Genomic DNA, 25,400 nt, shown 5'->3' on the forward strand with positions numbered 1-25,400 from the left:
CAGGTTAAGCGATGCGAGCCCCGACCTGTCAACGCACACTCCAGCCCCATGGCATGGCTTGTGGCGATCAGGTGTGGGGGGCAGTCCACCTCACCTGGGGCGGACGCTCCACGACTTGTCCTGCTTCGTGCCGGTACGCTGGAAACGTCCCGTGGGGTTCCCTCCGAGCGGCGCCTCCCCAGCATGCGAGCAGACGTGGCACGAAGTCATCGTGACACGGTGGGCGGATGGAGGATGCTCGCGCGCGGGAGGCATGCCCACGCGTGATAGGTGTCACTCGCAATCGGGGATGGATCGCGGCCGTGCTCGGAGCCCTGGTGCTCCTGGGCCTTGGGGTCTTCGTGTGGATGCCCCCGCGCGGGCCCGAGCCCACGCCCGCGCCGTCCGCCGCTCCCGCTGAGCCGCGCCCCATCCTCCAGGCGGTGGGCCCGAAGCTGACCAGCAACCAGACCTCGCAGCCGCTCGCCCTCTATGGTGAGAACCTGGTGCCGGGCCTGCGGCTGGTGCTCGGCGCGCCCCTGTCGCGGGAGGTGCCGCTCACGGTGGTGGACGCGCGCCATGGCTACGCGAGGCTCCCCCCCGACCTCAAGCTCCCCGAGGGCACCTTCCAGACGGACGTGCAGCTGTCGCTCGCCGCGACCGGTCCCCGGCCCACGGGCACCGCCCGGCTCACCCTGGTCAACGACGCGGCCTTCCCTGACCTGATGGCGATGGCGCTGTCCCCGGACGGGCGCACGCTCTTCGTCGCGTCGCCGCCCACGGACACGGTGTTCGCGCTGGACGTGGAGTCCGGCCGCGTGGAGGCGATGGCGGTGGGAGACGGGCCGTCGGCGCTCGCGACCTGGAAGGACGCCAGCGGCCATCCCTGGTTGGGAGTGGCCCACCAGTACGGCGCGGAGCTCTGGCTGTACGCGCTGGACGCGCCGGAGCGGAAGGCCCGGGTCGTCCCCGCTCCCTCGGGTGCATGGGGCCTGGAGGTGGACGGAGCGAAGGGCGTGGCCTTCGTCGCCGAGCACCTGCGCGACACGGTGCACGCGCTCGCGCTGGAGGATGGCCGCGAGAAGTGGAGCGCGGCCGTGGATCCGAACCCGCGCGCGATGGCGCGGTGGAACGGACTGCTCGCGGTGGGCAGCCTCCAGACGGGGCAGGTGGTGCTGCTGCGCCAGGACGACGGCCGGGAGCTGGCGCCGGTGGTGCCGAAGCCCGGCGTCCCCATCGTCGGAGGTAGCACGGAGGCCTTCTCCGCGCAGGTGATGGGCGGCAAGGCGCCGCGAGCCCTGGTCGCGAGCGACCGCTTGAAGCGCCTCTTCATGTCGAGCCTGGGGCCGAACGTGGGCCCCAACGCCCAGCGCATGGAGGTGAGCGCGAACAGCGGCGTCGCGGTGCTGGACCTGGACCGGCAGGAGGTGGTGCGGCACCGGGGCTTCGGCGCGGGCGTGACGGAGGGGCTGGCGCTGGATGACCGCGCCGGGCTGCTCTACGCGGCGGACGTGGGCCTGGGCCAGGTGCGGGTGCTGGACGCGAAGGCATTGGTGAAGAGCGACGCGGCGGCGCGCGAGGCGGTGCTCCAGACGCTGCCGGTGCTCGCGCCGGAGGGCACGCCGTGGATCCGCCCGGAGCAGGACCTGGGGACGAAGGGCAGGGCGGGACTGGAGCTGCACTCCGGGCCGCGCTCGCTGGCGCTGTCCCCGGACGGACGCACGCTCTACGTGCTCAACCGCTTCACGGGCACGGTGGCGGTGGTGGACGCGAGCGAGGCGCGCGCTGGCAAGGCGCGTGTGACGCGGCAGTGGCCGGTGGTGGACGTGCGTTCGCGCGAGCAGCGCCGGCTGGGCCAGGTGCTCTATTTCTCCGACGTGGGTCGCACGGGCATGAGCTGCGACGCGTGCCACATCGAAGGGCACACCGGAGGCGTCTTCTTCGAGAAGACGCGCCCCATGCGCATCTACCGGTCCACGACGGCCCTGGGCAGCCGGGACACGCCGCCCTACTTCACGCCCGCGAGCACGCGCAGCATCGCGGAGACGGTGGAGACGGTGGGCGGGCGCAACCGCTACCACAACCCGGATCCGCTGCCATCGGAGGTGGAGGCGCTGGCGCTCTACACCTCGCTGCTGCCCACCGCGCCCAACCCGTACCGGGGAGAGGACGGCGCGCCGCTGGAGACCGTCACGCTGCCGGACGGCAGGGCCGGCCATCCGGTGAAGGGTCTGGCGCTCTTTGAAGGGAAGGCCCGGTGCATGGCCTGCCACCCCGCGCCCCTCTTCACGCTGGACCAGGACCCATCGACGCGGGGCCAGTATCAGGACGTCGGCACGCCCATCGCGCTGCCGCTGCGGCTGGAGCAGCAGCAACTGGTGACAGGAGCAGCGCCGCCCTCGCTGGTGGGCACCTGGGACGTGTGGCCCCTCCTGACGAGCGCCACGGCGGGCTACACGGTGCAGGAGGACCGGCTCGTGGTGGGCTCGCGCTTCCCGCTGCGCACGCTGCTGGAGACCCCAGGCCTGACCCACGGCGCCGCGCAGGAACTCACCGCCGAGGAGCGAGATGACCTGCTCGCGTATCTGCTCACGCTGTGAGTAAAGTCGACGTATGCCGCGATTGCTATCTCTGGCAGTCTTCATCAGCGCCGCCGCCCTGCACTGGGCGTGTGCCGCGGCTCAAGCTCCTGGCACACCGATGCACTCCGCATGTCGCGAGCTTCCGACCATCGAGGAGTGCCGTGTCGCCGCAAAGAGCATTACGGACGAATGCCTTCGGGAGTGCGTCAGCCTCCAGTGCGGTGGTGCGAAGATAAACTGCGGAGCGGACGTGAAGAAGGAGTGCGCGCTCCGGAAGGGCACCGGCGTCACCGCGCTGGGGTACGTGTGGAGGCCGCCGGATGCGGGCTGCCAGAATCCGGTCCACGAGGTGAACTGGTGCGAGGAGCCCTCGTCGCGCGAGTGCCGTGCCCAGGCGATGGTGCATGAACTGGCCCATTCCTGTGGCTGGAAGCATCGGCAGGGCTTTGGGGTTCCTGGCGACGATGGAGATCTCCGGTGCGAATGACACGCTCGATGCTCCTGACCCTCAGCCTCATGGGACTGAGTGGCTGTCAGGGGGGCCTCTTCTCCAGTGCGAGGCCTGGTGCCGACGCTCAGGCCGCCACCTGCCCCACGCATGAAGCGGCAGCCGCGCGGGTGGAGTTCCAGCACGCGGGCTTCGACGGACAGACCCTGTCAGGGCGCCTGTTGCTGGGGACCTCGAGTGGAAGCCTGTGCCTGGACCGACGTCTCATCGAGAGCCACACGCTGACGGTGGAGCGGGTCCTGGACTGTGCCAACGGGCAGCCCCTGCCGTTCCTCGTCGTCGACGTCCGGACGTCACCGCGCCGGGAAGAGGACATCCTCCTCCTCGGGCCAGGCCAGTGGTACGGGCGGGATGTGTCCGTCCCCCTCTTCCCCCAGTCCGCGACCGGGCAACCCGGACCTGAATGTGTCGATGTGGAGCTGTCCATCCACGCACTGGATGCAGCCAAGATCGCGAAGCCCAGGTTGCGCGTGACGCGCGCCCCAACTCCCGAACGGGAGCCTCCACCCTTGAAGCCCGCGCCCTAACGCGCGGTCCCGGAGTGGAAGGGGAACAGCACCGCGGCGCGGACCCGCGTGCGCATCGTTTCGGCGACCAGGGGCCACCCGAACGCCGCGAACGTGAGCACGGCCATCATCCCACTGAACATCCACAGCCCCATCATCACCGCGATGCCCAGGTGCAGGCTCATCGTCAGCGCCACCCAGAGCCCTCGCGTGCGCCGGGGCCAGACGCAGAACGCGTAGCCCACCTCCACCACCAGCGTGCCCCACGTGGCCAGCTTCACCATCCACGGCACCGTCGCGAGCCACGCGAAGTCGAACTGGCCGTACTGGGGCTGCATCAGCACCTCCCAGAGCGCCGTCCCGTCCCGCCACACGGGCCCCAGCATCTTCTCCAGGCCCGTGGTCAGGTAGATGAGACACAGGTGCACCTGCAACACGCGCAGCGCCAGCGTCGCCAGCGCGGACGGCGCGCCGGAGAGCCTGCCCGCCCGCACGTCCAGGGAGTACGCCGTGCCCACCGGCATCACCGCGCAATAGAACAGGCTGATGTGCGCGAAGGTCTCCACGCCGTAGGAGAAGAAGCTGATGCTGTTGAGCAGCACCGTGTGGAGGAGCCACGCCACCACCGACGACAGCCGCGTGTGCAGGCCCAGCAGCAGCCCCAGCAGCGCCACCACGTAGACGAACGTCAGGCCCTGGATGCTGGCCGCCTGCGAGAAGCCCAGCGGCGCCAGCGCGGCCACCACCGCGCCCACCCGGGGCACGGAAGGGGATGCCATCGCCTCGGAGACGCTCCAGGGCACCCAGCCCCGGTCGCCCAACAGCTCCGGAAGGCTCTCCGACAGGCTCCACGCCTGGATGAGCAGCAGCGCCGCCACGCTGATGCGCAGCACGCCCAACGGCTGCGGAGAGGAGGGCTCGCCGACGAACGCCGCCAGCCTGGCTCCCACGGCGGACCTCCAGGTCTGGGCGCTCATGGCGTCACCTCCCCCGTGGACACGGCCGCGGGCACGCGGCGCTGGAACTCCGCCCGGTAGGCCTCCGTCCAGAGCGGCTGAGCCCCTTGCTGGTGCCCCTCCATGCTGGGCAGTCGCAGCGACTCCACGCGCACCGTGACGGTTCTCGCGTCCGGGTGCCGGCCGAACATCGCCGCCGCCCACGCGCGGGCCAGCGCGTCCCGGCTCTCCTCCAGGCTGAAGCGCAGGTTCATGGACTGGATGCGCACATTCACGGCGCCGTTGTCGGACCGGAAGTCGTCATGCATCGGTTCGCCGGACGCACCTTCCAGGTCGAAGGAGACACGCACCGCCGGGCTGATGCCGGGGGCGAAGAAGCTGAAGCCACTGCTCGACCCCGTCCAATGTCCATAGGCCTGGGTCCAGGTCCTCGCGGTGTCCGTCAGCGGGAGCAAGGGCACGTGCAGCGCGCCACGGGCCACCATCAGCAGGTGCAGCACGGCGAGGCCGGTCAACAACCCGTGCCGGGGAGTCAACGTGTGTCGCATGGGGGCTCCAGACCGAGCGCCGGAGGGGGCACCTCCGGCGTCGGGTCCGTCTTGAATGAACCGCTACATCACTTCAGGGGGTCGTGACGTCCGGTGGCTCAGTTGCAGTTGCCCGAGATGCTGCCGCCGCCGATGAAGATGCCCAGCAGGTTGCCCGTGGTGTTGCCCAGGATGTTGCCGCCACCCAGGATGTTGCTGAGGATGCCGCAGTTGCCGTTGCCGCTGCCGGAGCCACCCGCCAGGGGGCCCGTCTTCGACACCAGCACGACCTCCTCCATCGACACCGCCATGCGCGGATCGTGGCTCTTCACCTCACGGTTGTGAGCCATCGCGCCCGTCGCACCCAGCGCCAGCACGAACATCGCCACGGTCCCGCCCAGCTTCACGTGCGTCTTCTTCATGGTCTTGCTCCTTGGGGATTGGTTGGACAGCACGGGCAATGTCTTTCCCCTCCCCGAAATCGGAACCATCCCGGGAAGACCAGGAAATTGTCGGGAGCTGATTCCAGGCGGGATGTGGACATTCCAGTCTGGTTGGCGGCGAGCTTTTCTCTGCCGGCGCGAAAAGGCGGGAGCGGTGTCGGGGCCTTCACGTGGAGCCGGCCCTCGGGTCGCTTGCGTTGGAAGGGGGGGCTGAGGTCTACAATCCAACGAATGCGTTCCTCCCCCCGGGTCGCCTGGCTCCTGCTTCCAACGTTGTGGCTGTCGTGCACCGACGCGGGGCTCTATTCGATTGATGACCGCGCGGGCGGTACTCGTGACCGCGCCAACTTCGAGGGAGACCTCTGCGTCCCCGAGGCCACCGGCGACGCGTTCCCCGTGAAGGTCGTGTTCGCGCTCCAGGGCGGCACTGGCGTGGAGCCGGAGGTGGTGGGCTCCGCGGTGGACGGGCTCACCACGCTCACCTCGCGCTTCACCGGCCCGCAGGTGCGCTTCGGGCTCGTGGCCTTCCACTCGGTGGCCACCGGCCTGCAAGGCAGCTTCACGGACGCCGCTTCGTTCCAGGCCGTCCTGCCGCGCTACGCCAGCTATCAGCAGCAGGGCCCCATCAGCATCCGCTCCGCGCTGCGGCTGGCCAAGAGCCTGATGTCCGGCGACATGCAGGCCTCCTGCAGGGGCGAGGTCGCGCGCTCGCGCTACGTGGTCGCGCCCGTCATCCGCAGCTCCGACGTGAGCTGTGACAACCCGGCCTACAACATCGGCATCGACAGCCGCTGCACCGCGCTGGCCCAGGCCGCCGGCTGCAACGCGACCCCTGAGTCCCAGGCCCAGTGCAACGCTTCATGCAGCCAGTGCGAGCTGACCGCCGTGGTGGGCGAGCTCAAGGGCCTGGTGGAGCAGCTGGGCGCGGGCGACGTCAGCGTCCAGCCCGTCTACGTCCGCGGCCAGACGCCGGACCCCGTCACCCGCCTCCAGGTGGCCGCCATCGCCAACGCGGGAGGCAGCGCGCCCGTGGAGACGGACTTCGTGGGCCTGCCCAACGCGCTCGCGCGGCTGGACTACGGCGCGCTCGACAACGCGCTCAAGCTCAAGCGCTTCCTCGCCTTCAACCGCAACGTGCAGGTGCGCAACGGCCAGATGCTCACCGACAGCGACGGCGACGGCGTGTCGGACGACGACGAGCGCGCCCTGGGCCTGGACCCCACCTCCCCCGACACCGACCAGGACGGGCTCATGGACGGCGTGGAGCTGCGCATGGGCCTGGACCCGCTCGCCGTGGACATCATCAACGGCTGCAGCGTGGTGCAGGACACGGACGGCGACCGGCTCAACGACTGCGAGGAGCGCGTGCTCGGCACCGACCCCTGCGTGGGCGATACGGACGGCGACGGCCTGCCAGACCTGGTGGAGGCCCTGTCGCAGACCAACCCGCTCATCGCCGAGGACCTGCTCGACACCGACCGCGACGGCGTCTCCAACGTGGCGGAGGTCGAAGCCCACAGCGACCCGCTCAGCGCCGACCTCGACTTCCACCGGGAGCGCGGCTACGGCTACTCCATCGTCCCGCTGCCCCCCACCGCCACCAGCGACCGCGCCTGCTACCGCACCCGCGTGGAGAACGTCTCCCTGGTCCCCACCCTGGAGCGCCCCCACCCGCTGATTCCCGGCGAGGTCATCCGCGCCGGCACCAACGAGGTCTACCTCTACCTCCAGGTGGGCCGGGACAATGATCCGCGCGGCGCCGGTGTGGGTTCGCTCTTCATCCAGGAAATCCAATACGACCCCGACACGGGCCGCACCCCCGCGGGCATGGTCCCCATGCTCTCCGACGACTTCATCGTGGGCACCTGAGACGGCCCGCTAGCGTGGGGTATCCCCCACAGTCTCAATGGGGTGTCCCCCCCACACCCTTCCTGTAGCAGGCTCTTCCGAACGCGCAACCCCTTGAAGTTCCTGACCCTGAAACTCCTACAGACGCGGGATCGCCTCTTGCTAGGGCAGGGGTTGTGAAAGGAGTCACCATGACTATCAGTCGCATTGCCCCCCTGTTGGCGCTTGGAGCGTTCCTGGTGCTGAGTCCCCGCACCGTGCAGGCCCAGGAGCAGAACCCGGACAACCCGGAGTGCCTCGGAGATGAGTGCGGCAGGCCCAAGGAGGAGGGCGGCGGCTGCGGTTGCGGCTGCGGCTGTTCCGTCTGGGTGGCGTACACGGACGACGGCAAGACGCTGTCGTACACGGACGACGCGGACGGCGACGGCAAGGCGGACGACAAGGACAACTGCCCGTTCACGTCCAACCGCGACCAGGCGGACGGCGACGGCGACCTCTCGGGCGACGCCTGCGACAACTGCCCGGCCGTCTCCAACGCCACGCAGCTGGACACCGACGGTGACGGCATCGGCGACGCGTGCGACCCGGATGACGACAACGACGGCAAGCTGGACGGCGAGGACAACTGCCCCTCCATCCCCAACGCCAACCAGGCGGACAACGACGGGGACGGCATTGGCGACGTCTGCGACGACGACGACGATAACGACGGGTACAAGGACGGCGTGGACAACTGCCCGCTCATCGCCAACCCGGATCAGGTGCTGCCTGCGGACGTGAGCCTGTGCCGCGTGGACGCGGACGGCGACAACGTCTCCGACAACCTGGACAACTGCCCCGGCCTGTCCAACCCGGACCAGAAGGACACGGACGCGGACGGCATCGGCGACAAGTGCGACCCGGACATCGACAACGACTCCGTCCTCAACGCCGCGGACAACTGCCAGTTGGTGGCCAACCGCGACCAGGCGGATGACGACGGCGACGGCATTGGCGACGCGTGCGACACGCGCTACTGCGTGGTGCTCAATCGCGACCACCCGAACGACTGCCTCGACCCGAAGGCGCCCTTCAGCGTGGGCACCGGCCGCACCATCAGCGTGGAGAAGACGGGCATGGCGGTGCGTCCGCCCCTCTTCGCCAACCGCAACGGCGCGGCCATCGAGTACACGTGGACGGTGGTGAAGCGTCCCTCCGGCTCCACCGCGGTGGTGGAGAACCCCAAGGGCGCCGTCACCTACAGCCGCCACTGGGAGTACCAGTACGTGGACGGCAGCGTGCCCAACTTCAACCCGGACAAGGAAGGCGAGTACGAACTGCAGGTGTCCACGCGCCTGGCCTTCGCGGACCGCGTGTTCCCCAATGAGCGCGCCTCCGTGTCCAGCCTCTTCGTGACGGTGGGCAAGCAGGACGCCGACGGCGGTGGTTGCACCTCGCTGCCCGCGGGCGGCAGCGCCGCGGCCCTGGGTGCTGGCGTGCTCGGCCTGCTCCTGCGCCGCCGCAAGAAGGCGTAAGTAAGGATGTTCCCCGTGCCAGGAGGTCCGCATCGCATGCGCCGTCTGCTCGTCGTTCCGTTTCTTGCGACCGGCCTCCTGGTCCTGGGTGTGCTGTCCTGTTCAGACACGCTCCTGGAGCCGCGCGCCCAGGAGCAGTCCCAGCTGGATGACCGGCTGACGCTCACCGGCCGGGTGTGCACGCGCCCGGCGAACCCCACCGGCTTCCCGGTGAAGGTGGTGCTCGTCGTGGACGAGTCCGGCAGCATGTGCGTGTCGGATCCTCCGGGCTCGCAGGAGGGCAGCGGCTTCTGCGAGCGCGCGGAGGTGCAGGCCATCATCCCGCCGGGCGTCACGGAGCCCGCGCGCGTGCGCGCCCTGAAGAACGTGGTGAATGGCTTCCGGCGCATCAACGACGCGCGCCAGGGCAACATCAGCATCGCCATTGCCCCGTTCGAAACGAACGTGAAGAACACCTGGCCGCCGGCCTCCACGGGAGACCGCTTCGCGCCGCCGGGCAACATCAACAGCTACATCGAAGGTCTGCAGTCGCAGCTGGGCAAGGGCACGGACTACCAGGGCGCGCTCAGCTACGCGTACAGCCTCATCGCCAGCGACATCGAGGCGGTGTCCCAGTCCACGCCGGAGCTGCTGCCTCGCACGCGCTACGTCGTCGTGTTCCTCACGGATGGCACGCCGTACCCGCGCTGCTCCGCCAACGACAACCTGTCCGTCTACGCGGGGCCGGACACGCCGGACCTCACCTGGCGCGACTCCATCACCAGCTTCTGCAACGCCACCAGCACCACGGACGCCATCACCGGCTTCGAGGTGGGCACGGACCGCAACCAGAACTACCAGCTCTTCAGCTACGTGCGCCGGCTGATGGAGCTGAAGACGCAGTACAACGTGGGCGACGTGCGCATGCACACGGTGCTGCTCTTCAACGAGGAGGCCGTGCGCGCCTGCGGCCCCATCTGCCAGGACATCTACGGCACCTACCCGGGCGTCCCGGAGGCGCAGTACCCGGCCGCGGCGAAGAAGATCGCCTCCTTCCTGCTCAAGCGCTTCGCGGAGATGGGCAACGGCGTGTACCAGGAGTTCAGCGACACGGCCGAAATCTCCGAGCTGGGCCTGGGCGCGCTGGACTACTCCTCCTTCGCGTCGCCCAACGTGATGAAGACGCTGCTGGTGGAGCCCCTGAGCTCCGCGCCGGGGGATGACGGCCGCGTGCTGGACAGCGACGGCGACGGCGTCCCGGACTCCCTGGACAACAGCTTCACGCTCAAGACGAACCCCTTCACCATGGACAGCGACGGGGACTGCCTGAGCGACGGCTTCGAGTACCGGCGTCAGGACCAGGGCTTCAAGCCGGGCAACGACCTGGACGCGCGCGGTTGCAACCCGCAGTCCCCGCTGACGCCCGGCTGCACCTGCCGGGACACGGACGGTGACGGGCTGTCGCAGTTCGCCGAGGACTACCTCAAGACGCGCCAGGGCATCGTGGACAGCGACGGCGACGGCATGCCGGACGGGCTGGAGGCGAAGTACGGCCTCAACCCGCTCCAGTCGAGCGTGTCCGGCCTGGACACGGACGGCGACGGCATCCCAGACGACGTGGAGTTGAAGGCCGGCAGCGACCCCACCCGGCGCGACCGGCCCTTCCACGACAAGTACGGCATCCAGTACGAGGTGAAGAAGGTCCCGGGCGGCACCGACACGGACGGCGTCTGCTACGACTTCACCGTGTCCAACCTCCAGCTGGTGACGCCGCCGGACCGCTCCGGCGTGAAGCAGGGCTACAACCTGTTCAAGGTGTGGTTCGCGGAGGCGCCGGAGAGCGGCGTGGCCACGGACTACGGCGTCTGGCGCACCGCGTGCGCGTGGGCCCAGTACGCGCCGCCCAGCGTGCGCGTGCCGCTGGCGCCGGACCTGGCCATGGAGGACGGTGACTTCCGCCGTCCGGATCAATTGGTGGATCCCTGGAGGACCCAGGGCAGTTGCGTCGGCGTGTCGCCGTCGCAGGGAGGGGCGTCGCCGTGAGCCGCGCGGGACGTTGGTTGGCGCTCACCCTGGTGGGGTTCGCCGTGGTGGTGGCCTGTACGGACTCGTACCTCTATGACCCGCGCCGCGACACGGACGTGCCCGCGGACCGGGCCGTGGCGCTGGACGGGCGCTTCTGCACGCTGGGCGCCAATGAGGTCATCCGGCCCATCAAGATCATCGTCGCCATGGACGCCAGCCAGTCCATGCGCGTGAGCGACCCGGACGGTGTGCGCGCCACGGCGCTGGTGGACCTCATCGAGAACCTCCCGCAGGACGAAGAGGTCTCCATCGCGGTGATGCTCTTCGCGGGCAGCACCACGGCGTTCCTCACGCAGGACCCCGGGCCGCCGGCGGAGGACGGCTTCGTGCAGGTGTCGCGGCTGGACGCCACCGCGAAGGCCATCCTCACGGAGAAGCTGCTCACCTTCCGCAACACGGACACGTCGCCGAACCGGGACTCGACGGACTTCGTCAAGCCGCTGTCGGACATCTACTCGCTCATCAACACGGACATCGCGCGGGCGCGGCAGCAGCCCAGCGGGAGCGACGCGCTGGCGCAGGCGCGCTACTCGGTCATCTTCCTGTCGGACGGCAAGCCCACCAACAACCAGGACGACGAGCTCATCCGCGGCGACGCGGTGGTGCGCATCCGCCAGCTGCGCGACCTGGTGGAGGACGTGCGCTTCAACACCGTGCACGTCTTCAACCCCACGCAGCCGGTGCCGTCCGTGTGCGACCTGGTGGCGGAGGACGGCGGCTTCGGCGACGGCGGCTGCCCGCTGCTCATCATCAACCAGAACGCGGACCGCCTGGACAAGATGGCCACGCTGGGCGGCGGCAACTTCCGCGACTTCCGCAACAACGAGCCCATCAACTTCCTCAACTTCCAGTTCGGCCAGGTGCGCCGCGCCTTCATCGTGAAGGACTTCGTGGCCTCCAACTTCTCCGCGCCCCCAGGCAGCCCGCTGGACGAGGCGGACACGGATGGAGACGGCCTCACGGACGCGCGCGAGTACGAGCTGGGCACCAACCCCAACCTGCGCGACACCGACGGCGACGGCTTCAGCGACGGCGTGGAGGTGTACTTCCGCGACCGTGGCGTGGACTTCAACCCCACCCAGGTGGCGCAGCCGGACGGGGGCGGCCTGGACAAGGGCTGCCCGCCCGCGCTGCGCGGCGTGGACACCGACTGCGACGGCCTCCTGGACTGCGACGAGCAGTTCATCGGCACCAACGCCGCCCTCCAGGACAGCGACGGCGACGGCGTGCCGGACGGCATGGAGTGGCGCGGCGGCACGCAGGGCTCCAGCAAGGACCTGGACGAGGACCCGGACACGGACGGCCTCACCAACCGCAGCGAGCTGCGCATGCACATGCGCCCCTTGCAGGTGGACACCGCGAACCTGGCCTCGGACGCGTACCGCTACAGCATGGAGGCGGACGGCCCGGTGGATGACCAGGGCCGCCAGTGCTACCGCTTCCGCGTGGACAACGTGCTGCTGGCGCCCACCGTCGCGATGATCGCCGACGGCGGCGTGGACGGCGGCGTGGACGCAGGCACCGTGCAGCGCGGCGCGGGCTACAACGACATCTACCTCTCCGTGGCCATGCTGCCCGCGGACGACCCCACCGCGCGCACGCTGGTGCGCACCTTCCGCGTGGACTCCGTGCGCTACCCGGTGGGCGGCATCAAGTCGCCTCCGGATGGCGTCATCCGCGTGAACCCCGAGGACTTCGTGGACGGCTGCCCCGGCGTCGCCCCGACCCTCTCGCCCGTCCCCTGACTTCTTCCGAGCCTCCCATGCGCCTTCGCACCCGACTGCTCCCGCTCGCGCTCCTCCTGCTGGCCGCCTGTTCCTCTGACGGAGACGACACGCCGGACGCCGGCACGGGCGTGGTGGAGGACCTCTGCAACAACCGCGAGGAGGCGCTGACGAACGCGGACTGCGAGCTGAAGCCCGGCGTGCCCATGGAGCGCTACCTGGCGCTCACGGGCGACGTGAAGGCCGGTGACGAGGACTGGTACAGCGTCCGCATCCCCGCCACCGCCAACGCGCGCACGCTGGTGCACGTCACCGGCACGTACCTGGCGTCCAGCACGCCGGTGAACCTGTCCATCTCCGTGCGGGAGAAGGACAAGGACACCTCACTGGTGACGAAGTCCGACCAGCACGGTGCGGGCGCGCCGAAGCCGGTGGACATCGTGCTGCCGTACGGCACGCCTGGCACGCAGCTCATCATCGTGGTGCGGGATGCGCCCACGAACCCCGCGCGCCCCAACTACGACGCGCGCAACGCCTACCGGCTCACCGTGGAGCTGCTGGAGAACCCGGACACGAACGAGCCCAACGACGTCACGCCCACGCCCATCGCGCTGGCGGCGCAGGGCGCCGTGCAGGTGGGCACCGCGCGGGGCTACCTGGCCACGGACAACGACGTGGACCGCTTCAGCTTCCCGCTGACGGCGGGGAAGATCGCCTACGTGCGCATCACCGCGCCGGACCAGGGCTTCGCGCCCAACTACCGCCTGTCCTATGATCTCCTGCGCCCCAACAGCACCGACAAGGAGTCGGAGGGCAACGTGCTGCCCAAGGTGCACCCGGGCGTGATGGCCACCGCGCGCAAGGTGAAGCTGGCGGGCACCTGGGTGCTGGTGGTGAAGGGCTACCGGGGCACCAACGATCCCGAGCCCGCGGGCGACCTGCGCCAGCCGTATGAAGTCGAGGTGCGCGTGGTGGATGAGGAAGACCCGCGCGACCAGTCCGGTGACAACGACGCCTACGCCCGCGCGTACTCGAACAACCTGGGGGCGCCGGGCGCGGCCACGACCTTCGAGGGCCGGCTGGGCTATGTGGGCGACCGCGACTGGTTCGCGGTGAAGCTGTCGAGCCTGACGAAGCCCAGCGTGCTGCGCTACCGGCTGACGGAGCGGCCCACCGCCACGCGCTTCGATCCGCTGCCCCTGCCGCTGGGCCAGCTGGCGGACCGGCAGGTGCTGGTGTTCAGCACCGTCAGCACGTCCGTCACCGCGGAGCAGCGCGCCACCTGCACCAACAACCCGGCCGTGTGCCCGCGCGACGCGCGCGAGCACCCCGACGCGCCGGGGCTGGTGCAGACCTACTGCAACAACGCGGAGGCCGTGCTGTGCATCCAGTCCGTGCGCGAGGAGTCCGACCCGGCGCGCTTCCCCAGCCTGAGCAACTTCCAGGGCGCGCTGCCGGTGCCCGCGCACGGCACGGAGGTGACGTACCACTTCGTGGTGCAGGACGACGGCAACAACTGGGCGGATGACCGCGACTACCGGCTGGAGGTGTCCTGGGCGGCGGAGGACGCGGAAGAGGAGAACGCCTACAGCGGGGGCGTGGAGCAGCCGCGCGCCAAGACGCTCGGCGGCGTGGGCACGGGCAACCTGCCGGTGGGCAACGCCACCTTCGAGGCGAAGGGCCAGCTGACGCACGGCCACGGCCGGCTGCGCAACAACGACCGCGCCACGGGCCTGGGCGTGCGCGGCCCCACGGACTACGACGCGGTGCCCTCCGACACGGACACCTTCGAGTACCAGCTCCCCGCGCTGAGCGCGCCCGAGGACGCGGCGTGGCTGGTGCAGTGGGACGTGGACAACCTGCCGGATGGCGGCACGCCGCACGGCCTGGCGTTGGACCTCACCTTCTGCGACGGCACCGCCACGGACGGCGGCGCCGGCACGTGCACGCCGGTGTCGACCACCAGCACGGGCGGCGCGCTGACGCTGGCCTACAACCCCACGGCGATGCGCGCGTGGCACACCTCCGCGAGCGCGCCGCTCAGCAGCTACCAGGCGCTGTACCAGCTGGAGAAGACGGCCACCACGACGCGCGTCACGGTGGCGCCCTACACGTGCTCCTGCCTGGAGCGGCGCTTCATCCAGGGCGGCACGCTCAAGGTGGCGGTGAGCGCCACCGAGCGCACGGACTACACCCCCGTGGGCTACACGCTGCGGACCGGCTACGGCGACTACCCGCGCAGCTACACGGCGGCGGATGGCGGCCCGTCCACGTCGTGCCCGGCGCCCACGCAGGACGGTGGCACGTGGGTGGGCGGTTGCCAGTTCACCCGGTAGCCGCGCCGGGCGGGCGGCGGGGCTTCACGCCTCCGCCGCCTCCGCCGGGACTACGGCTTCGGCGCCGCGACGCCCTTGCCCTTGAGCGTCAGCTCACGCGTTTCGCCGTTGGCGGCGTTGGACTTGAGGGTGAGCTTGCCGGTGAACTCCTGCGCGGCGTTGGGCTTGAAGGCGACCTCGATGAAGGTGCGCTTGTAGGTCTCCAGCTTCAGGGGCCCGTTCTCCGGCCAGTCCTCCGGCTTCTTCATGGTGAAGACGCTGGGGCCGGAGATGGAGGCCTCGGTGAGCTCCAGCGTCTGGAGGCCGCGGTTCTCGATGTAGAGCGTGTTGAAGGTCGTCGCCCCCACGTAGGTCCCAGCGGAGAACTCCGTGTCGAAGCTCAGCTCCGTACGGTCGATGAGCAGCTGCGGCGTGTTCGGCAGGTCCTCGGACTCGTCTCCGCAGCCCGCCAGGGCGATGATGGTGAGAGGCAGCCACAGGTTGCGCATGCGCATGGACATCCACTCCTCGCTGAGGTTCAGAAGAATGTCTGGTGTTGTAACACGGAATGTCTCGCGACTGGCGGGCGCTGTGATGGGATTGATGCTCATCGCATGCGGCGGCTCGCGGGATGACTTCATCGGCGCGCGCGTGCTGGATGTCTGCAAGGCGTCCTGGCCCGTGTGCAGTGAGTACGCGGGCTGCATCCTCGGGCCGGAGAGCTACTCCGAAGGCCGCTTCCCCGGCCGCGGGCAGGTGCTGGTGCGCGTGCCGGAGGCTTCCACCATCAAGGTGAGTTTCTACCTGGAGGAGGTGACGGCGGCGGGCGAGGAGACGGCCATCACCGTGCACGAGGAGGGCTGTCGCGCACGGCAGCGCAAGGCGTCCACGGGCCGCGCGGCGTTGGATCAGATGGAGAAGTTCGCCGTCTTCACCCAGCAGGCGGACGTCACCGGCGTGGGTGACCACCTGGTGGAGTTCGACTCCGACATGCAGGCGCGCTACGTGGTGAAGGTGGACGTGACGCCGCTGCGCCTCCAGTAGCGAAAAAGCGGCGTCTCGCCTCACCCCTTGAGTGTGCGCACCAGGTGGTCCGCCACGCGGAAGCTGTTGGCGGCGATGGTGAGTGTGGAGGGCACGCTGCCGCCGGTGGGCATGAAGCTGCCGTCCACGACATAGAGGTTCGGCACTTCGTGCGCGCGGCAGTGCTTGTCCAGCACGGAGGCCGCCGCGTCGTCGCCGAAGCGGCAGGTGCCGTGCTGGAGGATGGTGGTTTCGCCCTGCGTGCCCACGCGCTCCACGCTGTCCGGGTCCAGGCGCATCAGCACTTCCTCGCCACGCTCCACGAGGAAGCGCGTGGCGGCGAAGTCCGCCGGGTGCCGGTCCAGGGTGATGGCGGCCACGGGGATGCCGTACTTGTCCTTCACCTCGGGCTCCACCGTGACGGAGGTGCCGGGCGTGGGGAGGAACTCCGCGTAGACCTCGAACTCGAGGATGCGCGAGTCGCGGTACGCGCGCATGCGGTCCTTCAGCTCCTTGCCGAACACGCCGGACTTGCCGTTGCCCGCCAGGCCCACCGCCGCGTAGATGGGGTTGGGGTGCGCCCACATGAAGCCCAGCGTGCCGCCCTTGCGGAAGCCGTGGCGCGCGTCCGGCATCACGTAGAAGTCCTGGAGGCTGCGGTTGACGAAGGGCGCCGGGTCCGTGAGCCACGGCCGCGCGGCCTTCTGCTTCGCCACGCGGAAGTGCGCCCGCGAGCCGCCGAAGGAGCTGAAGAGGAGGTTCTTCCCCACGAGCCCGCTGCCGTTGGCGAGCCCGTTGGGGAAGCGGCTGGAGGTGGAGTTGAGCAGCAGGCGCGCGCTCTCCACGGCGGTGGCGGAGGCGATGATGACCTTCGCGGGCTGCTCCTGCGCGACGCCGTCCTTGTCCAGGTACACCACGCTCTTCGCGCGGCCCTGCTTGTCCACTTCGATGGAGCGCGCCATGCAGCCCGGGCGCACCTCCACGTTGCCGGTGGCGATGGCGTTGGGGATGAGGCTCGCGAGCGTGCTGCTCTTGGCGCCCATCTCACAGCCGTAGCTGCCGCACAGCGCGCAGTACGCGCACGGCGAACGGCCCTTGTAGGCCTTGCTGATGATGCCGCGCGCGGTGGGCAGGGCGTGCCAGCCCATGGCCGCGCACACCTTGTCGATTTCGGACGCCACCGGGTGCACGTCCAGGGGCGGCAGCGGGTAGGGGCCGCTGCGGGGCTCCGCGAAGGGGTGGGGGATGGCCTGGCCGGACACGCCCAGCTCCGCCTCCGCCTTGTCGTAGAAGGGAGCCAGCTCCTCGTAGGAGATGGGCCAGTCCGCCACGGTGGTGCCGGGCACTGCGCCCAGCGTGGAGCGCAGGCGGAAGTCCACCGGCTTGAGGCGGTAGAAGAAGCCGCTCATGTGCACGGTGCCGCCGCCCACGCAGTTGGCGGTCCACGCGGCGTTGCTGCGCTCGTAGCGGCCCTTGGCGCCCTGTCGCACCAGGTGCGGCTCCTCCCAGGGCAGCGGCATGAAGAAGTTGCGGCGGCTGTTGAGGATCTCGTCGTGGACGAAGTCCTTGGGCTGGTAGTGGCGGCCCTTCTCCAGCACCACGACCTTGAAGCCCGCGCGCCCCAGCTCCAGCGCGAGCGGCGCTCCGCCCGCGCCGCTGCCCACGATGCACACGTCCACGGAAGGAAGGCTCACGGGTGGTGTCCTCCGCACTCGCGCAGGCACTTGGGGCCGTCGTAGCCCTCCGGGGGCGCCATGGCGAGCGTGCCCACGGTGTCGAAGCCCATCAGCCGCCAGCCCACGCGGCCCTTGTTTCCACCGTAGGACGGGTCGCCCAGGAAGCCCTCCAGGCTGAGCGTCATCAACAGCTCGAAGAAGTGGGCCTCGCCGCTGCCGGCCGGGCTGTCCTTGAAGATGGCGAGCAGCTCGTCCTGCTGGGCGGGCGTGGCCTGCGCGAAGCCCTTCTGGAACATGCGCTGCGCGCGGCGCTCCAGCGCGGCCAGGCCCTGGAGGAAGTCGCGGTGCATGGACTCCAGGCCTTGAGTCTCCAGGATGCGGTCGATGTAGAGCGCCACGTCCGCGTCCTGGGCGCCGGGGTCCTCGTCGCGGGGCAGGAGCCGCTCCACGGCCGCGGCGACGACGGCGTACTCGAAGGCGGAGAAGGTGCGCAGGGCCTGGCCGGCGGAGGTGGTGCCGGTGGGCTCCGCGGGCTTCTTCTCTTCCGCCTCCTTCGAACGTTTACACGCAACGCCGCCCAGCAGCACCACGCCGCCGCCGAAGAAGGTGAGCCGCTGGATGAAGGTGCGCCGGGACAGCTTCGGGGGGAGCGAACGCGCGCGAGCCATGGCCTGCGAGCCTAACCCAGGTGCGTGTGTTTCACGGCACCTGAGAAGGGGCCGGGGTCGGTTGGCCGCCCACCGCGTGCGTGACGTGGGACCGCACCGCGAGGCGTGACGGACAACGCGCGCGGCTGACATAGGATGGCGCGCTCAACCAGGCCGACTGAACCAAGGAGAAGAACCGCATGAAACGGCACGCGTGGCTACTGGGAGCGGCGCTCGCGCTGGGATGTGGCGGCGGCAAGCCGGCCAACCCGGACGCGGGCTCGAAGCCGCAGGACGATGGCGGAACGACGGAGACGCCCTTCGTGCGGCTGACGGTGGACACGGAGCCGAGCGAACAGCTCGCCATCTCCAACATCGCGATGGCGGTGGGCCCGGACGACCGCATCGGCATCGCGTACTACGTGAAGCTGAACGACAAGGACTCCGAGTTGCGCTACCGCGAGGTGAAGGACGGCCAGGTGCAGGCGCAGGCGGAGAAGATCGCCACCGTGCAGCGCGTGTACGGCGTGTCGCTGGCGTTCAGCCCGTCCGGTCAGCCCGCGGTGAGCTACCTGGGCGGCGGAAGTGATGACTCCATCTTCTGGTTCCAGAGCGACCTGGCGGTGTCCTACCGCAACGCGAATGGCACCTGGACCGAGCAGATCCCCGTCACCCATGGCGACGAGGCCGTGGCGGGCAACCCGGTGAGCGACACGGGCTATCTCGTGGGCCTCAACCCCTCCATCGTCTTCAGCGGCAGCCAGGCCCTGGTCGTCTACCGCGACGGGCACAACGGGCAGTTCCCGCAGCAGGACTGGGCGGGCAGCGACGTGGAGCTGGCGAGCGGCGGGCCCACGGCGTGGCAGCACCGGGTGGTGGCGTCGGGCGGCGACCAGAAGGGCGCGTACGGCGGACATCTCCAGTTGCTGATGGCGGGGGCCCAGCCCGCGCTGGTGTTCGACCAGGCCTTCGGGGCCGCGGACGCGCCGGGGCAGAACGTGTACTTCCAGCGCCGCAACGCGGACGGCACCACGTGGACTCCTCCGGTGCAGGTGCAGGCGGTGGGCAACACGATGCTCGGCGCGTCCATGGCGTATGACGCCACGGTCGGCTTCGGCATCGCGGCGGTGGACCGCTCCAACAGCCGGCTCACGCTCATCACCTGCGCGGGCACGACGGGGACGAAGTGCGCGGCGGCGGGAGACTGGACGACGCCGGATCCGGTGTACCAGACGGGCTCCGGCGGCTGGTATCCGTCGCTGGCGTTCGACCCGAAGACGCACGACCCGTCCATCGCGTTCCACATCTGCTCGCTGGAGTCCGGGCGCAACGAGGGCAGCTGCTCGCCGGCTGACGACGCGCTGATCATCGCCACGCGCGTGGAGGACCAGTGGCGCGAGGTGACGGTGGACACGGCGGGCGGCTGGTCGCCGAAGCTGGCGTTCCTGTCCTCCGGCCAGCGCGTGGTGCTCTACCGCGCGGGCGGCACGCAGGCCCTGACGCTGGCGGTGGAGCGGTGAGCCTCGCGGGACGCGCCGTGGCGGCGCTGGGGCTCGCGGCCGTGCTGAGCGGCGCGGGCGCCGTCGCGTGCCGGGGAGACAACGAGCTGTCCGGCAGCGTGTCGGAGCTGTTCCCCGTCACCGACGTGTCGAGGGTGGAGATCCGCCGCAACCCGGAGGCGCTCCAGGTGAGCTACTTCCGCAACAACGGCCTGGACGTGGACCTGGTCGCGCGGCTCACCGTGGACACGGAAGGCGTGGACATGAAGCCGGGCACGAAGGTGAACCTCGGCGGCACCACGCCCTCCGGCCGCGACCGCGCGTCGGTGGTGCACGTGGCCGCGGGCGAACCGGCGCGCGTCTTCACCCAGGTGGAGCGCGGCGACCTGGTGCTGGACGAAGGCGGCAACGTGGGCGAGGCCACGCGCGGAGACTTCTCCCTGTCGTTCAAGAAGGGCGACGGCTACGGCGCGGGGCGCAGCATGGAGGGGACGTTCAACTCCCTGGCGCTCGACGCGGGCTTTGGCCCGGACCTGGGCGACGTGGTGGTCGACGAGCCCGCGCCCTGAATCACTCCGGGGCTTCCGGTGACTCGAACCGGAAGCCCTGGGTATCAGCTCACGGCGTGCAGGTGTCGAGCGTGGCCATGCCCTGGGAGAGCGGTCCCTGGTGCGTGGCGAACCGCGCGAGCGCCGGCGCGCCGCCGTCCAGGAAGAGCTGGCGCGCGGCGTCCACCGCGTCCCGTGCGTGCACCGTCACGGTGGATCCAGTGGCGTCCGTCACCGTCACCGCGCCGTCCGCCTGGCCCTGCGCGCGGATGAGCAGGGCGCCCGCCTCGTCGCGCGCGACCATGCCGTCCTCCAGCGGTTCGAAGTAGCGCACCACGGGCTCCTGGCCCTCGCGCTGCAACTCCAGACGCATGACGCTGGACTCCACGTCGCGAGACATCTTCAGCGTGTCGGTGGGGCTGAGCTTCACGATGCGCGTGTTGGAGTCTTCTCCCTCCACGCTGCTCACCGGGTTGCTGCCGGTCCAGAACTCGATGCTGTTGACGACGAGCGCGTCCACCAGCGTGCCGATTTCATAGACGGGCACCACGACGAACACGAGGAACACCAGCCACTGGACGAACTTGTTGCCGGAGATGCCCTTGTTGAACTGCCAGATCTTCGTCGTGAGCTTGAACGAGCCGAAGCAGCCCGTCGCACTCATCATCAGGACACCTGCGCACAGCACACCGAACCTGCGGGACGGACGCAACTTCATGAAGCCCTCCTGGGGGATGGGGGACCGCGTGAAAGCGGCCGCCACCATGCCACGAAGGCGTCAGTCCGGCTCGCTCTGAACGAGCCCGTATTTGTGCAGCAGCGAATAGAGGTGCTTGCGGTCCAGCTCCGCCTCGCGCGCGGCGCGGGCGATGTTTCCCCGGGCGCGGCCCAACAGGCGCGTGAGGTACTCGCGTTCGAAGGCGCGGACGAGCTCGTCCTTGCACACCTTGAACGGCCCGGTGAACTCCACCGGCAGGAAGTCCCCGGCGGGCGTGGGCACGTCGCGGGTGAACTCGCGCAGGAGGTTGTCCCCGGTGAGGCCTGGGATGTCCACCATGTGCCGGGCGCGCTCCAGGGCGTTGCGCAATTCGCGCACGTTGCCCGGCCAGGTGTGCCCCAGGAACTGCTCTTGAATCTTCTCCGGCAGCCGGGGCCACAGGCCCTCGCCGGCGAAGGCCTCCACGAGCAGGGGGATGTCCTCCTTGCGGTCGCGCAGGGGCGGCAGGCTGAAGGTGAAGACAGACAGGCGGAAGTAGAGGTCCTCGCGGAAGCGGCCCGCCTGCGTCTCCGCCCACAGGTCCTTCTTGCTGGCCACGACGATGCGCGCGTCGAAGGAGATGGGCGTGGAGGAGCCCAGGCGGCGGAACTCGCGGTCCTCGATGGCGCGCAGGAGCTTGGGCTGCAGGTCCAGGGCGAGGTCGTCGATTTCGTCCAGGAAGAGGGTGCCGCCGTGAGCGCGCTCCAGGCACCCGATGCGCTGGCCCACCGCGCCGGTGAAGGCGCCCTTCTCATGGCCGAACAGCTCGGACTCGATGAGCGAGTCGGACACGCTGGCGCAGTCGAACACGACGAGCGGCCCGGCCGTGCGGGGGCTCAACTTGTGGATGGCCTTGGCGCCCGCGCCCTTGCCGGAGCCCGTCTCGCCCACGAGCAGCACGGTGGAGTCCGTGGGGGCGATGCGCTGGAGCAGCGCGAAAATCTGGCGCATGGGCACGCTGCGGCCCACGAGGTCGCCCAGCCGGTCCTCGGCGGTGGGCTCCACCTGCACGGGCGTCATCTGCGGGCTGAAGCGCAGGCGCACGTCGCCCACTTCCAGCAGGGCACCGGGGCGCAGGTAGGCCTCGCGCACCTGGGCGCCATCCAGGAAGGTGCCGTTGGTGGAGCCCAGGTCCTGCACGAGGAAGCGGTCGCCCTGACGGCGCACCACCAGGTGGTTGCGGCTCACCGTGGGGTGGTCGATGACGACGTCGTTGTCGGTGGACTTGCCGACGCGCAGGTCCTCCGTGGCGAGCGGGTACACGGTGCCCGCTCGCTCGGTGTCCAGCAGCACCAGGTGGAAGCGCTGCGCGGACAGTCGCTCCGCCTGCGCACGGGCGACGACGACGGTGTGCGCGGGGATGGGGGCGGGAGGGACGGTGGACATGAGCGGGCGGGATTCTAGACGGCTTCCGGCCCGCGCGGGCTGTCTGTCGGTGCAGGCCGTGCCCGACTGGTGGGTAGCCGGGCACGGCGCGTCAAAAGCGTGTGTGCCAGTTTGTTTTCTCGCGGTGCGAGAGGCCAGCGTCAGCTGCTGGTTGAGATGCTTCAGGATGAAAGCATCGCGGTAGTCCGCTGCACCACGCCCGCCCTGTCGAGCGTGATGATGCAAGGACAACGGCCGCCCTCCCCATGACGGGAGGGACGGCCGTGTCAGGACTTCGGTGTGGAGGCCGCGTCAGTTGCCTTCGTAGATGCCGATGAGGCCCGGGGTGACGACGCCCGTCTTCGCGTTCTTGGTGCCTTCGAAGGAGACGAGGACGCGGCGCTTGCCGGCGGAGCGGTCGAACTGGATGTCGGACACGCTGCTGACGGAGGTGAGCACGTTGCCGAAGACGTCACCGCTGTACTTCACCGTGCCGGCGCCCTTCAGGCGCGTGATGCCGCCCCACCAGTTGGCGCCCACCCAGAGGCTCCCATCCCAGGGGTCCGTCGCCACGGAAGAGGTCGGCGCCATCGCGGGGTTGCTGCCGCTGGCGGGCGCGTAGTTGACCAGGTCCTGCATCACCTTGGTCTCCACGGCCCCGTCGGCGCTCAGGCGAGCGAGGCCGAAGTAGAAGGAGCTGACCCACACACCGCCGTTGGACGCCGGAGCCATGCCGGAGACGTTGTCGTCCACGCGCTGCGCCGCGGTGGGGTAGTTCGGCACGGCGTCAGGCCAGATGTCGAAGCGGTTCCACTCGTAGCCCGAGTCCTCCGTCTCGCTCTGGGCCGACCAGTAATCGTCCCCGTTGGTGCCGTAGCGGAAGCGCGTGGAGCGGATCTGCCCGCCGAAGAAGACGTCGTGATTCTCCGTGATGGAGAGGCCGTAGTAGCGGTCCGACAGCAGCTCGCCCTTGGAGCCGGAGATGGCGGGGTGCACGTGCTCGTAGAGGCCCGCGCACTCGAACTCCCACTTGAAGCCAGCCGTATCCCAAGGGCGCGGATCCCAGCAGTACGACGGGACGATGCCGTTGAACTTCGCGTCGCCCATGGCGAAGCCGTGGTTGCCGCCGAACCAGACGACCTCCTTCACCGGGTCGTAGGCGATGCGGTAGACGGTGCAGAGCTTCTCGCGTCCGCGCAGCTCCGCGCCCACCTTCTTGGGGCCGGTGTGGATGTCGTAGTGCACGACGTCGATCGTGCCGTCCGCCTTGAGCATCACCTTGTCCGCGTCACCGCTCTTGTAGACGCTGGCGTCCGGCTCGCGGTGGGCGTTCTCCGCCTGGTCCCACTCGTCCTCGCAGGTGGGCATGCCCGCCTTGGGCGGCTTGCCGGCGTAGCCGACGAACACCGTTCCGTCAGGGCCACCCGCCACGGAGATGACCTTGAGGTACGGCACTCCCGGCGGAGGACCCCCCACTCCGTCGCGCATGCGGCCGAAGGGATGGAGTCCGTCGGACATCGTGAAGCGCTGGATGGAGTTGGAGCCCTTCTTGATGAGGAACAGACCTTCCTCGCCGCCCGCGACCCAGACGTTGCCGCCCTGGTCCGCGGAGATGCCGTAGACGTAGCGCGGCGCGCCCTGCTCCTGGTTGTAGAACGTCCATCCCGGCGCTGAGGGCAGGGGATAGGTCTGCACCTGCTCTGGCGTGCCCGCGTCGGTGCCGGCATCCGTGCCCGCGTCGGTACCGGTTCCCGCGTCCGTGCCCGTGCCCGCATCCGTCCCGGTGCCAGCGTCGGTTCCTGCATCCGTGCTCGTGCCGGCATCCGTGCCCGCGTCCACTTCACCCGTGCCCGCGTCCGGCAGCCGCGGATCCTCCACGGGCGTCACCGGCACCACCGGCTCATCCACTTGCCGCGTGTCGCTGTCGTCCCCGCCGCAGCCCGTCCACCCCAGCGCTCCGACCAAGAGGAGCGCCCCCGTCCATCGCCACCCGTGCTTCATATGCCAACCACCTCACACTGGGCCGGGAGAAGGTCCCCCGGCACGAAGCCATTGTTCGTGGCCATCAAGGCAAGGAGGGTGCCAGCCCTGGAGGGCCGGCCACCGTTGGACTGTCGCCGGTGGGCGTCCGTTGCTCGACAGGGCGTGGGCAACCGTTTGCCCATTGTGTGAACGCCGGGGTCCCGGAGCGGCCCCCAACCGTGCTAGGGCCTGGGCAATGGCAGGCAACGACGCGCGCGGCCGCACCCCGCTGTCCCTCGTGGGGCAGGAGCCGGACCTCGTCTTCTACACACGGCAGGCTGCCGAACACGGCGGGCCCGTGCTCGTGCTGGGTGCCGCCAACGGCAGGGTACCGTGGTCGCTCGCGGGCCACGGCTTCTCCACCGTCGGCGTGGACCCCTCCGAGGCGATGATCCGCTCCGCCGAGGAGCGCCGCGCCTCCGAATCGCCGGACGTCTCCGAGCGCACGCGCCTCATCGCCGCCGACCCCCGCGCGCTGCGGCTGCCGGAGCAGTTCCCCCTGGTGCTCGCCCCGCAGCACGCGCTGGGCCTGATGTCCGGCCGCGATGACCTGGAGGCGTTCCTCGCCACCGTGCGCCACCACCTGGCCCCCGGCGGCACCTTCATCTACGACGTGCTCAACGCCCCGCGCGAACCCGTGCTGCCTCGCGACGACGACGAGCCCGGCGCCGCGGTGGAGCCCCGCCGCCCCCTCTTCGCGCTGCACCTGCGCGAGCGGCGTCCGGCCGGCGGCCAGAGCCCCATCCGCCGCCTCAAGCTGAAGCACTTCCTGCCGGAGGAACTGGAGACCGCCCTCACCGCCAGCGGCCTCACCCTTCGCGAGCGCTTTGGCCGCTTCGACGGCAAGCCCTTCGACCTGGAGGACCTGCGCCAGATTGGCGTCGCCGGGACGTGAGC

The 25,400-nt window shown here is 70.0% G+C and carries 21 protein-coding genes; 12 read left to right on the forward strand and 9 right to left on the reverse strand.

The features are described from left to right. The first annotated feature begins 227 nt into the window (after nucleotides 1–227). The 3 genes from D7X99_RS21585 (at nucleotide 228) to D7X99_RS21595 (ending at nucleotide 3,596) form a co-directional block, all read left to right on the forward strand. Nucleotides 228–2,579, forward strand: a complete 2,352-nt coding sequence (locus D7X99_RS21585) for an MtsA protein (protein WP_121779421.1) — start codon at nucleotides 228–230, stop codon at nucleotides 2,577–2,579. A gap of 232 nt (nucleotides 2,580–2,811) precedes the next feature. Continuing rightward, on the forward strand, nucleotides 2,812–3,048 hold the full coding sequence (locus D7X99_RS21590) for a hypothetical protein (protein ID WP_120600056.1): 237 nt from the start codon (nucleotides 2,812–2,814) through the stop codon (nucleotides 3,046–3,048). Nucleotides 3,049–3,056: 8 nt separating this feature from the next. Continuing rightward, the gene (locus tag D7X99_RS21595; protein ID WP_147476210.1) at nucleotides 3,057–3,596 is read left to right on the forward strand and encodes a hypothetical protein; all 540 of its coding nucleotides are present in this window, start codon (nucleotides 3,057–3,059) and stop codon (nucleotides 3,594–3,596) included. Here the strand turns inward: D7X99_RS21595 and D7X99_RS21600 are convergent. From D7X99_RS21600 to D7X99_RS21610, 3 genes are all read right to left on the reverse strand, one after another. After that, nucleotides 3,593–4,552: a hypothetical protein gene (locus tag D7X99_RS21600; protein ID WP_121779423.1), complete on the reverse strand. Its 960-nt coding sequence runs from the start codon at nucleotides 4,550–4,552 to the stop codon at nucleotides 3,593–3,595. The two genes, D7X99_RS21595 and D7X99_RS21600, sit on opposite strands and share 4 nt — an antisense overlap. Further along, nucleotides 4,549–5,079, reverse strand: a complete 531-nt coding sequence (locus tag D7X99_RS21605) for a hypothetical protein (RefSeq protein WP_147476211.1) — start codon at nucleotides 5,077–5,079, stop codon at nucleotides 4,549–4,551. Before D7X99_RS21605 ends, D7X99_RS21600 begins: the two co-directional genes overlap by 4 nt. Nucleotides 5,080–5,177: 98 nt before the next feature. After that, nucleotides 5,178–5,480, reverse strand: coding sequence for a hypothetical protein (locus D7X99_RS21610; RefSeq protein ID WP_120600060.1), 303 nt, complete (start codon nucleotides 5,478–5,480; stop codon nucleotides 5,178–5,180). Nucleotides 5,481–5,732: 252 nt separating this feature from the next. Between D7X99_RS21610 and D7X99_RS21615 the strand changes: the two genes are divergently transcribed. From D7X99_RS21615 to D7X99_RS21635, 5 genes are all read left to right on the forward strand, one after another. Then, on the forward strand, nucleotides 5,733–7,370 hold the full coding sequence (locus D7X99_RS21615) for a calcium-binding protein (protein WP_121779425.1): 1,638 nt from the start codon (nucleotides 5,733–5,735) through the stop codon (nucleotides 7,368–7,370). Nucleotides 7,371–7,540: 170 nt separating this feature from the next. Then, a complete protein-coding gene (locus tag D7X99_RS21620; protein ID WP_121779426.1) occupies nucleotides 7,541–8,863 on the forward strand; it encodes a thrombospondin type 3 repeat-containing protein in 1,323 nt (440 codons plus the stop codon). A 36-nt stretch (nucleotides 8,864–8,899) separates the two neighbouring features. Beyond that, the gene (locus D7X99_RS21625) at nucleotides 8,900–10,885 is read left to right on the forward strand and encodes a vWA domain-containing protein (protein ID WP_121779427.1); all 1,986 of its coding nucleotides are present in this window, start codon (nucleotides 8,900–8,902) and stop codon (nucleotides 10,883–10,885) included. Continuing rightward, the gene (locus D7X99_RS21630) at nucleotides 10,882–12,672 is read left to right on the forward strand and encodes a vWA domain-containing protein (protein WP_121779428.1); all 1,791 of its coding nucleotides are present in this window, start codon (nucleotides 10,882–10,884) and stop codon (nucleotides 12,670–12,672) included. The genes D7X99_RS21625 and D7X99_RS21630 overlap by 4 nt, the downstream gene beginning before the upstream one ends. A 17-nt stretch (nucleotides 12,673–12,689) precedes the next feature. After that, a complete protein-coding gene (locus D7X99_RS21635) occupies nucleotides 12,690–14,987 on the forward strand; it encodes a hypothetical protein (protein ID WP_121779429.1) in 2,298 nt (765 codons plus the stop codon). A gap of 50 nt (nucleotides 14,988–15,037) precedes the next feature. On the opposite strand, the gene D7X99_RS21640 is transcribed toward D7X99_RS21635, so the two are convergent. Continuing rightward, a complete protein-coding gene (locus D7X99_RS21640) occupies nucleotides 15,038–15,481 on the reverse strand; it encodes a hypothetical protein (RefSeq protein WP_169821850.1) in 444 nt (147 codons plus the stop codon). 88 nt (nucleotides 15,482–15,569) lie between these two features. On the opposite strand from D7X99_RS21640, the gene D7X99_RS21645 reads away from it, so the two are divergent. After that, nucleotides 15,570–16,010, forward strand: a complete 441-nt coding sequence (locus tag D7X99_RS21645; protein ID WP_233613591.1) for a hypothetical protein — start codon at nucleotides 15,570–15,572, stop codon at nucleotides 16,008–16,010. A 20-nt stretch (nucleotides 16,011–16,030) separates the two neighbouring features. Here D7X99_RS21645 and D7X99_RS21650 read toward each other — a convergent pair whose 3' ends face one another. Next, complete coding sequence (locus D7X99_RS21650; protein WP_121779430.1) at nucleotides 16,031–17,683, reverse strand: GMC family oxidoreductase; 1,653 nt, start codon at nucleotides 17,681–17,683, stop codon at nucleotides 16,031–16,033. Next, a complete protein-coding gene (locus D7X99_RS21655; RefSeq protein ID WP_121779431.1) occupies nucleotides 17,680–18,333 on the reverse strand; it encodes a gluconate 2-dehydrogenase subunit 3 family protein in 654 nt (217 codons plus the stop codon). Before D7X99_RS21655 ends, D7X99_RS21650 begins: the two co-directional genes overlap by 4 nt. Nucleotides 18,334–18,512: 179 nt before the next feature. Here D7X99_RS21655 and D7X99_RS21660 point away from each other — a divergent pair, with 179 nt between their 5' ends. Further along, complete coding sequence (locus D7X99_RS21660) at nucleotides 18,513–19,832, forward strand: hypothetical protein (protein WP_121779432.1); 1,320 nt, start codon at nucleotides 18,513–18,515, stop codon at nucleotides 19,830–19,832. Beyond that, a complete protein-coding gene (locus tag D7X99_RS21665; RefSeq protein WP_121779433.1) occupies nucleotides 19,829–20,380 on the forward strand; it encodes a hypothetical protein in 552 nt (183 codons plus the stop codon). The genes D7X99_RS21660 and D7X99_RS21665 overlap by 4 nt, the downstream gene beginning before the upstream one ends. A gap of 49 nt (nucleotides 20,381–20,429) precedes the next feature. Here D7X99_RS21665 and D7X99_RS21670 read toward each other — a convergent pair whose 3' ends face one another. The 3 genes from D7X99_RS21670 to D7X99_RS21680 form a co-directional block, all read right to left on the reverse strand. Further along, complete coding sequence (locus D7X99_RS21670; protein ID WP_121779447.1) at nucleotides 20,430–21,077, reverse strand: DUF3332 domain-containing protein; 648 nt, start codon at nucleotides 21,075–21,077, stop codon at nucleotides 20,430–20,432. A gap of 60 nt (nucleotides 21,078–21,137) precedes the next feature. Next, nucleotides 21,138–22,502 (reverse strand): sigma 54-interacting transcriptional regulator, encoded by a 1,365-nt coding sequence (locus D7X99_RS21675; RefSeq protein ID WP_121779434.1) that lies wholly within the window; start codon nucleotides 22,500–22,502, stop codon nucleotides 21,138–21,140. 291 nt (nucleotides 22,503–22,793) lie between these two features. Continuing rightward, nucleotides 22,794–24,482 carry a hypothetical protein gene (locus tag D7X99_RS21680; protein ID WP_121779435.1) on the reverse strand — a complete coding sequence of 563 codons (1,689 nt, stop codon included), beginning with the start codon at nucleotides 24,480–24,482 and terminating at the stop codon, nucleotides 22,794–22,796. Between the two features lie 217 nt (nucleotides 24,483–24,699). Between D7X99_RS21680 and D7X99_RS21685 the strand changes: the two genes are divergently transcribed. Then, nucleotides 24,700–25,398: a bifunctional 2-polyprenyl-6-hydroxyphenol methylase/3-demethylubiquinol 3-O-methyltransferase UbiG gene (locus D7X99_RS21685; protein ID WP_120581424.1), complete on the forward strand. Its 699-nt coding sequence runs from the start codon at nucleotides 24,700–24,702 to the stop codon at nucleotides 25,396–25,398. Nucleotides 25,399–25,400: the final 2 nt, after the last annotated feature.

Origin of the sequence: Corallococcus sp. AB032C, from assembly GCF_003668935.1 — a bacterium.
Classification (GTDB): Bacteria; Myxococcota; Myxococcia; order Myxococcales; family Myxococcaceae; genus Corallococcus; species Corallococcus exiguus.

Excerpts from the sequence above, each read along its gene's own strand:
- D7X99_RS21685 (WP_120581424.1), top strand. The coding sequence starts at position 24,700 with ATGGCAGGCAACGACGCGCGCGGCCGCACCCCGCTGTCCCTCGTGGGG.
- D7X99_RS21645 (WP_233613591.1), top strand. The coding sequence starts at position 15,570 with ATGCTCATCGCATGCGGCGGCTCGCGGGATGACTTCATCGGCGCGCGC.
- D7X99_RS21640 (WP_169821850.1), bottom strand. The coding sequence starts at position 15,481 with ATGCGCATGCGCAACCTGTGGCTGCCTCTCACCATCATCGCCCTGGCG.
- D7X99_RS21605 (WP_147476211.1), bottom strand. The coding sequence starts at position 5,079 with ATGCGACACACGTTGACTCCCCGGCACGGGTTGTTGACCGGCCTCGCC.
- D7X99_RS21680 (WP_121779435.1), bottom strand. The coding sequence starts at position 24,482 with ATGAAGCACGGGTGGCGATGGACGGGGGCGCTCCTCTTGGTCGGAGCG.
- D7X99_RS21585 (WP_121779421.1), top strand. The coding sequence starts at position 228 with ATGGAGGATGCTCGCGCGCGGGAGGCATGCCCACGCGTGATAGGTGTC.
- D7X99_RS21600 (WP_121779423.1), bottom strand. The coding sequence starts at position 4,552 with ATGAGCGCCCAGACCTGGAGGTCCGCCGTGGGAGCCAGGCTGGCGGCG.
- D7X99_RS21625 (WP_121779427.1), top strand. The coding sequence starts at position 8,900 with ATGCGCCGTCTGCTCGTCGTTCCGTTTCTTGCGACCGGCCTCCTGGTC.
- D7X99_RS21655 (WP_121779431.1), bottom strand. The coding sequence starts at position 18,333 with ATGGCTCGCGCGCGTTCGCTCCCCCCGAAGCTGTCCCGGCGCACCTTC.
- D7X99_RS21610 (WP_120600060.1), bottom strand. The coding sequence starts at position 5,480 with ATGAAGAAGACGCACGTGAAGCTGGGCGGGACCGTGGCGATGTTCGTG.
- D7X99_RS21670 (WP_121779447.1), bottom strand. The coding sequence starts at position 21,077 with ATGAAGTTGCGTCCGTCCCGCAGGTTCGGTGTGCTGTGCGCAGGTGTC.
- D7X99_RS21620 (WP_121779426.1), top strand. The coding sequence starts at position 7,541 with ATGACTATCAGTCGCATTGCCCCCCTGTTGGCGCTTGGAGCGTTCCTG.
- D7X99_RS21635 (WP_121779429.1), top strand. The coding sequence starts at position 12,690 with ATGCGCCTTCGCACCCGACTGCTCCCGCTCGCGCTCCTCCTGCTGGCC.
- D7X99_RS21675 (WP_121779434.1), bottom strand. The coding sequence starts at position 22,502 with ATGTCCACCGTCCCTCCCGCCCCCATCCCCGCGCACACCGTCGTCGTC.
- D7X99_RS21615 (WP_121779425.1), top strand. The coding sequence starts at position 5,733 with ATGCGTTCCTCCCCCCGGGTCGCCTGGCTCCTGCTTCCAACGTTGTGG.
- D7X99_RS21595 (WP_147476210.1), top strand. The coding sequence starts at position 3,057 with ATGCTCCTGACCCTCAGCCTCATGGGACTGAGTGGCTGTCAGGGGGGC.
- D7X99_RS21660 (WP_121779432.1), top strand. The coding sequence starts at position 18,513 with ATGAAACGGCACGCGTGGCTACTGGGAGCGGCGCTCGCGCTGGGATGT.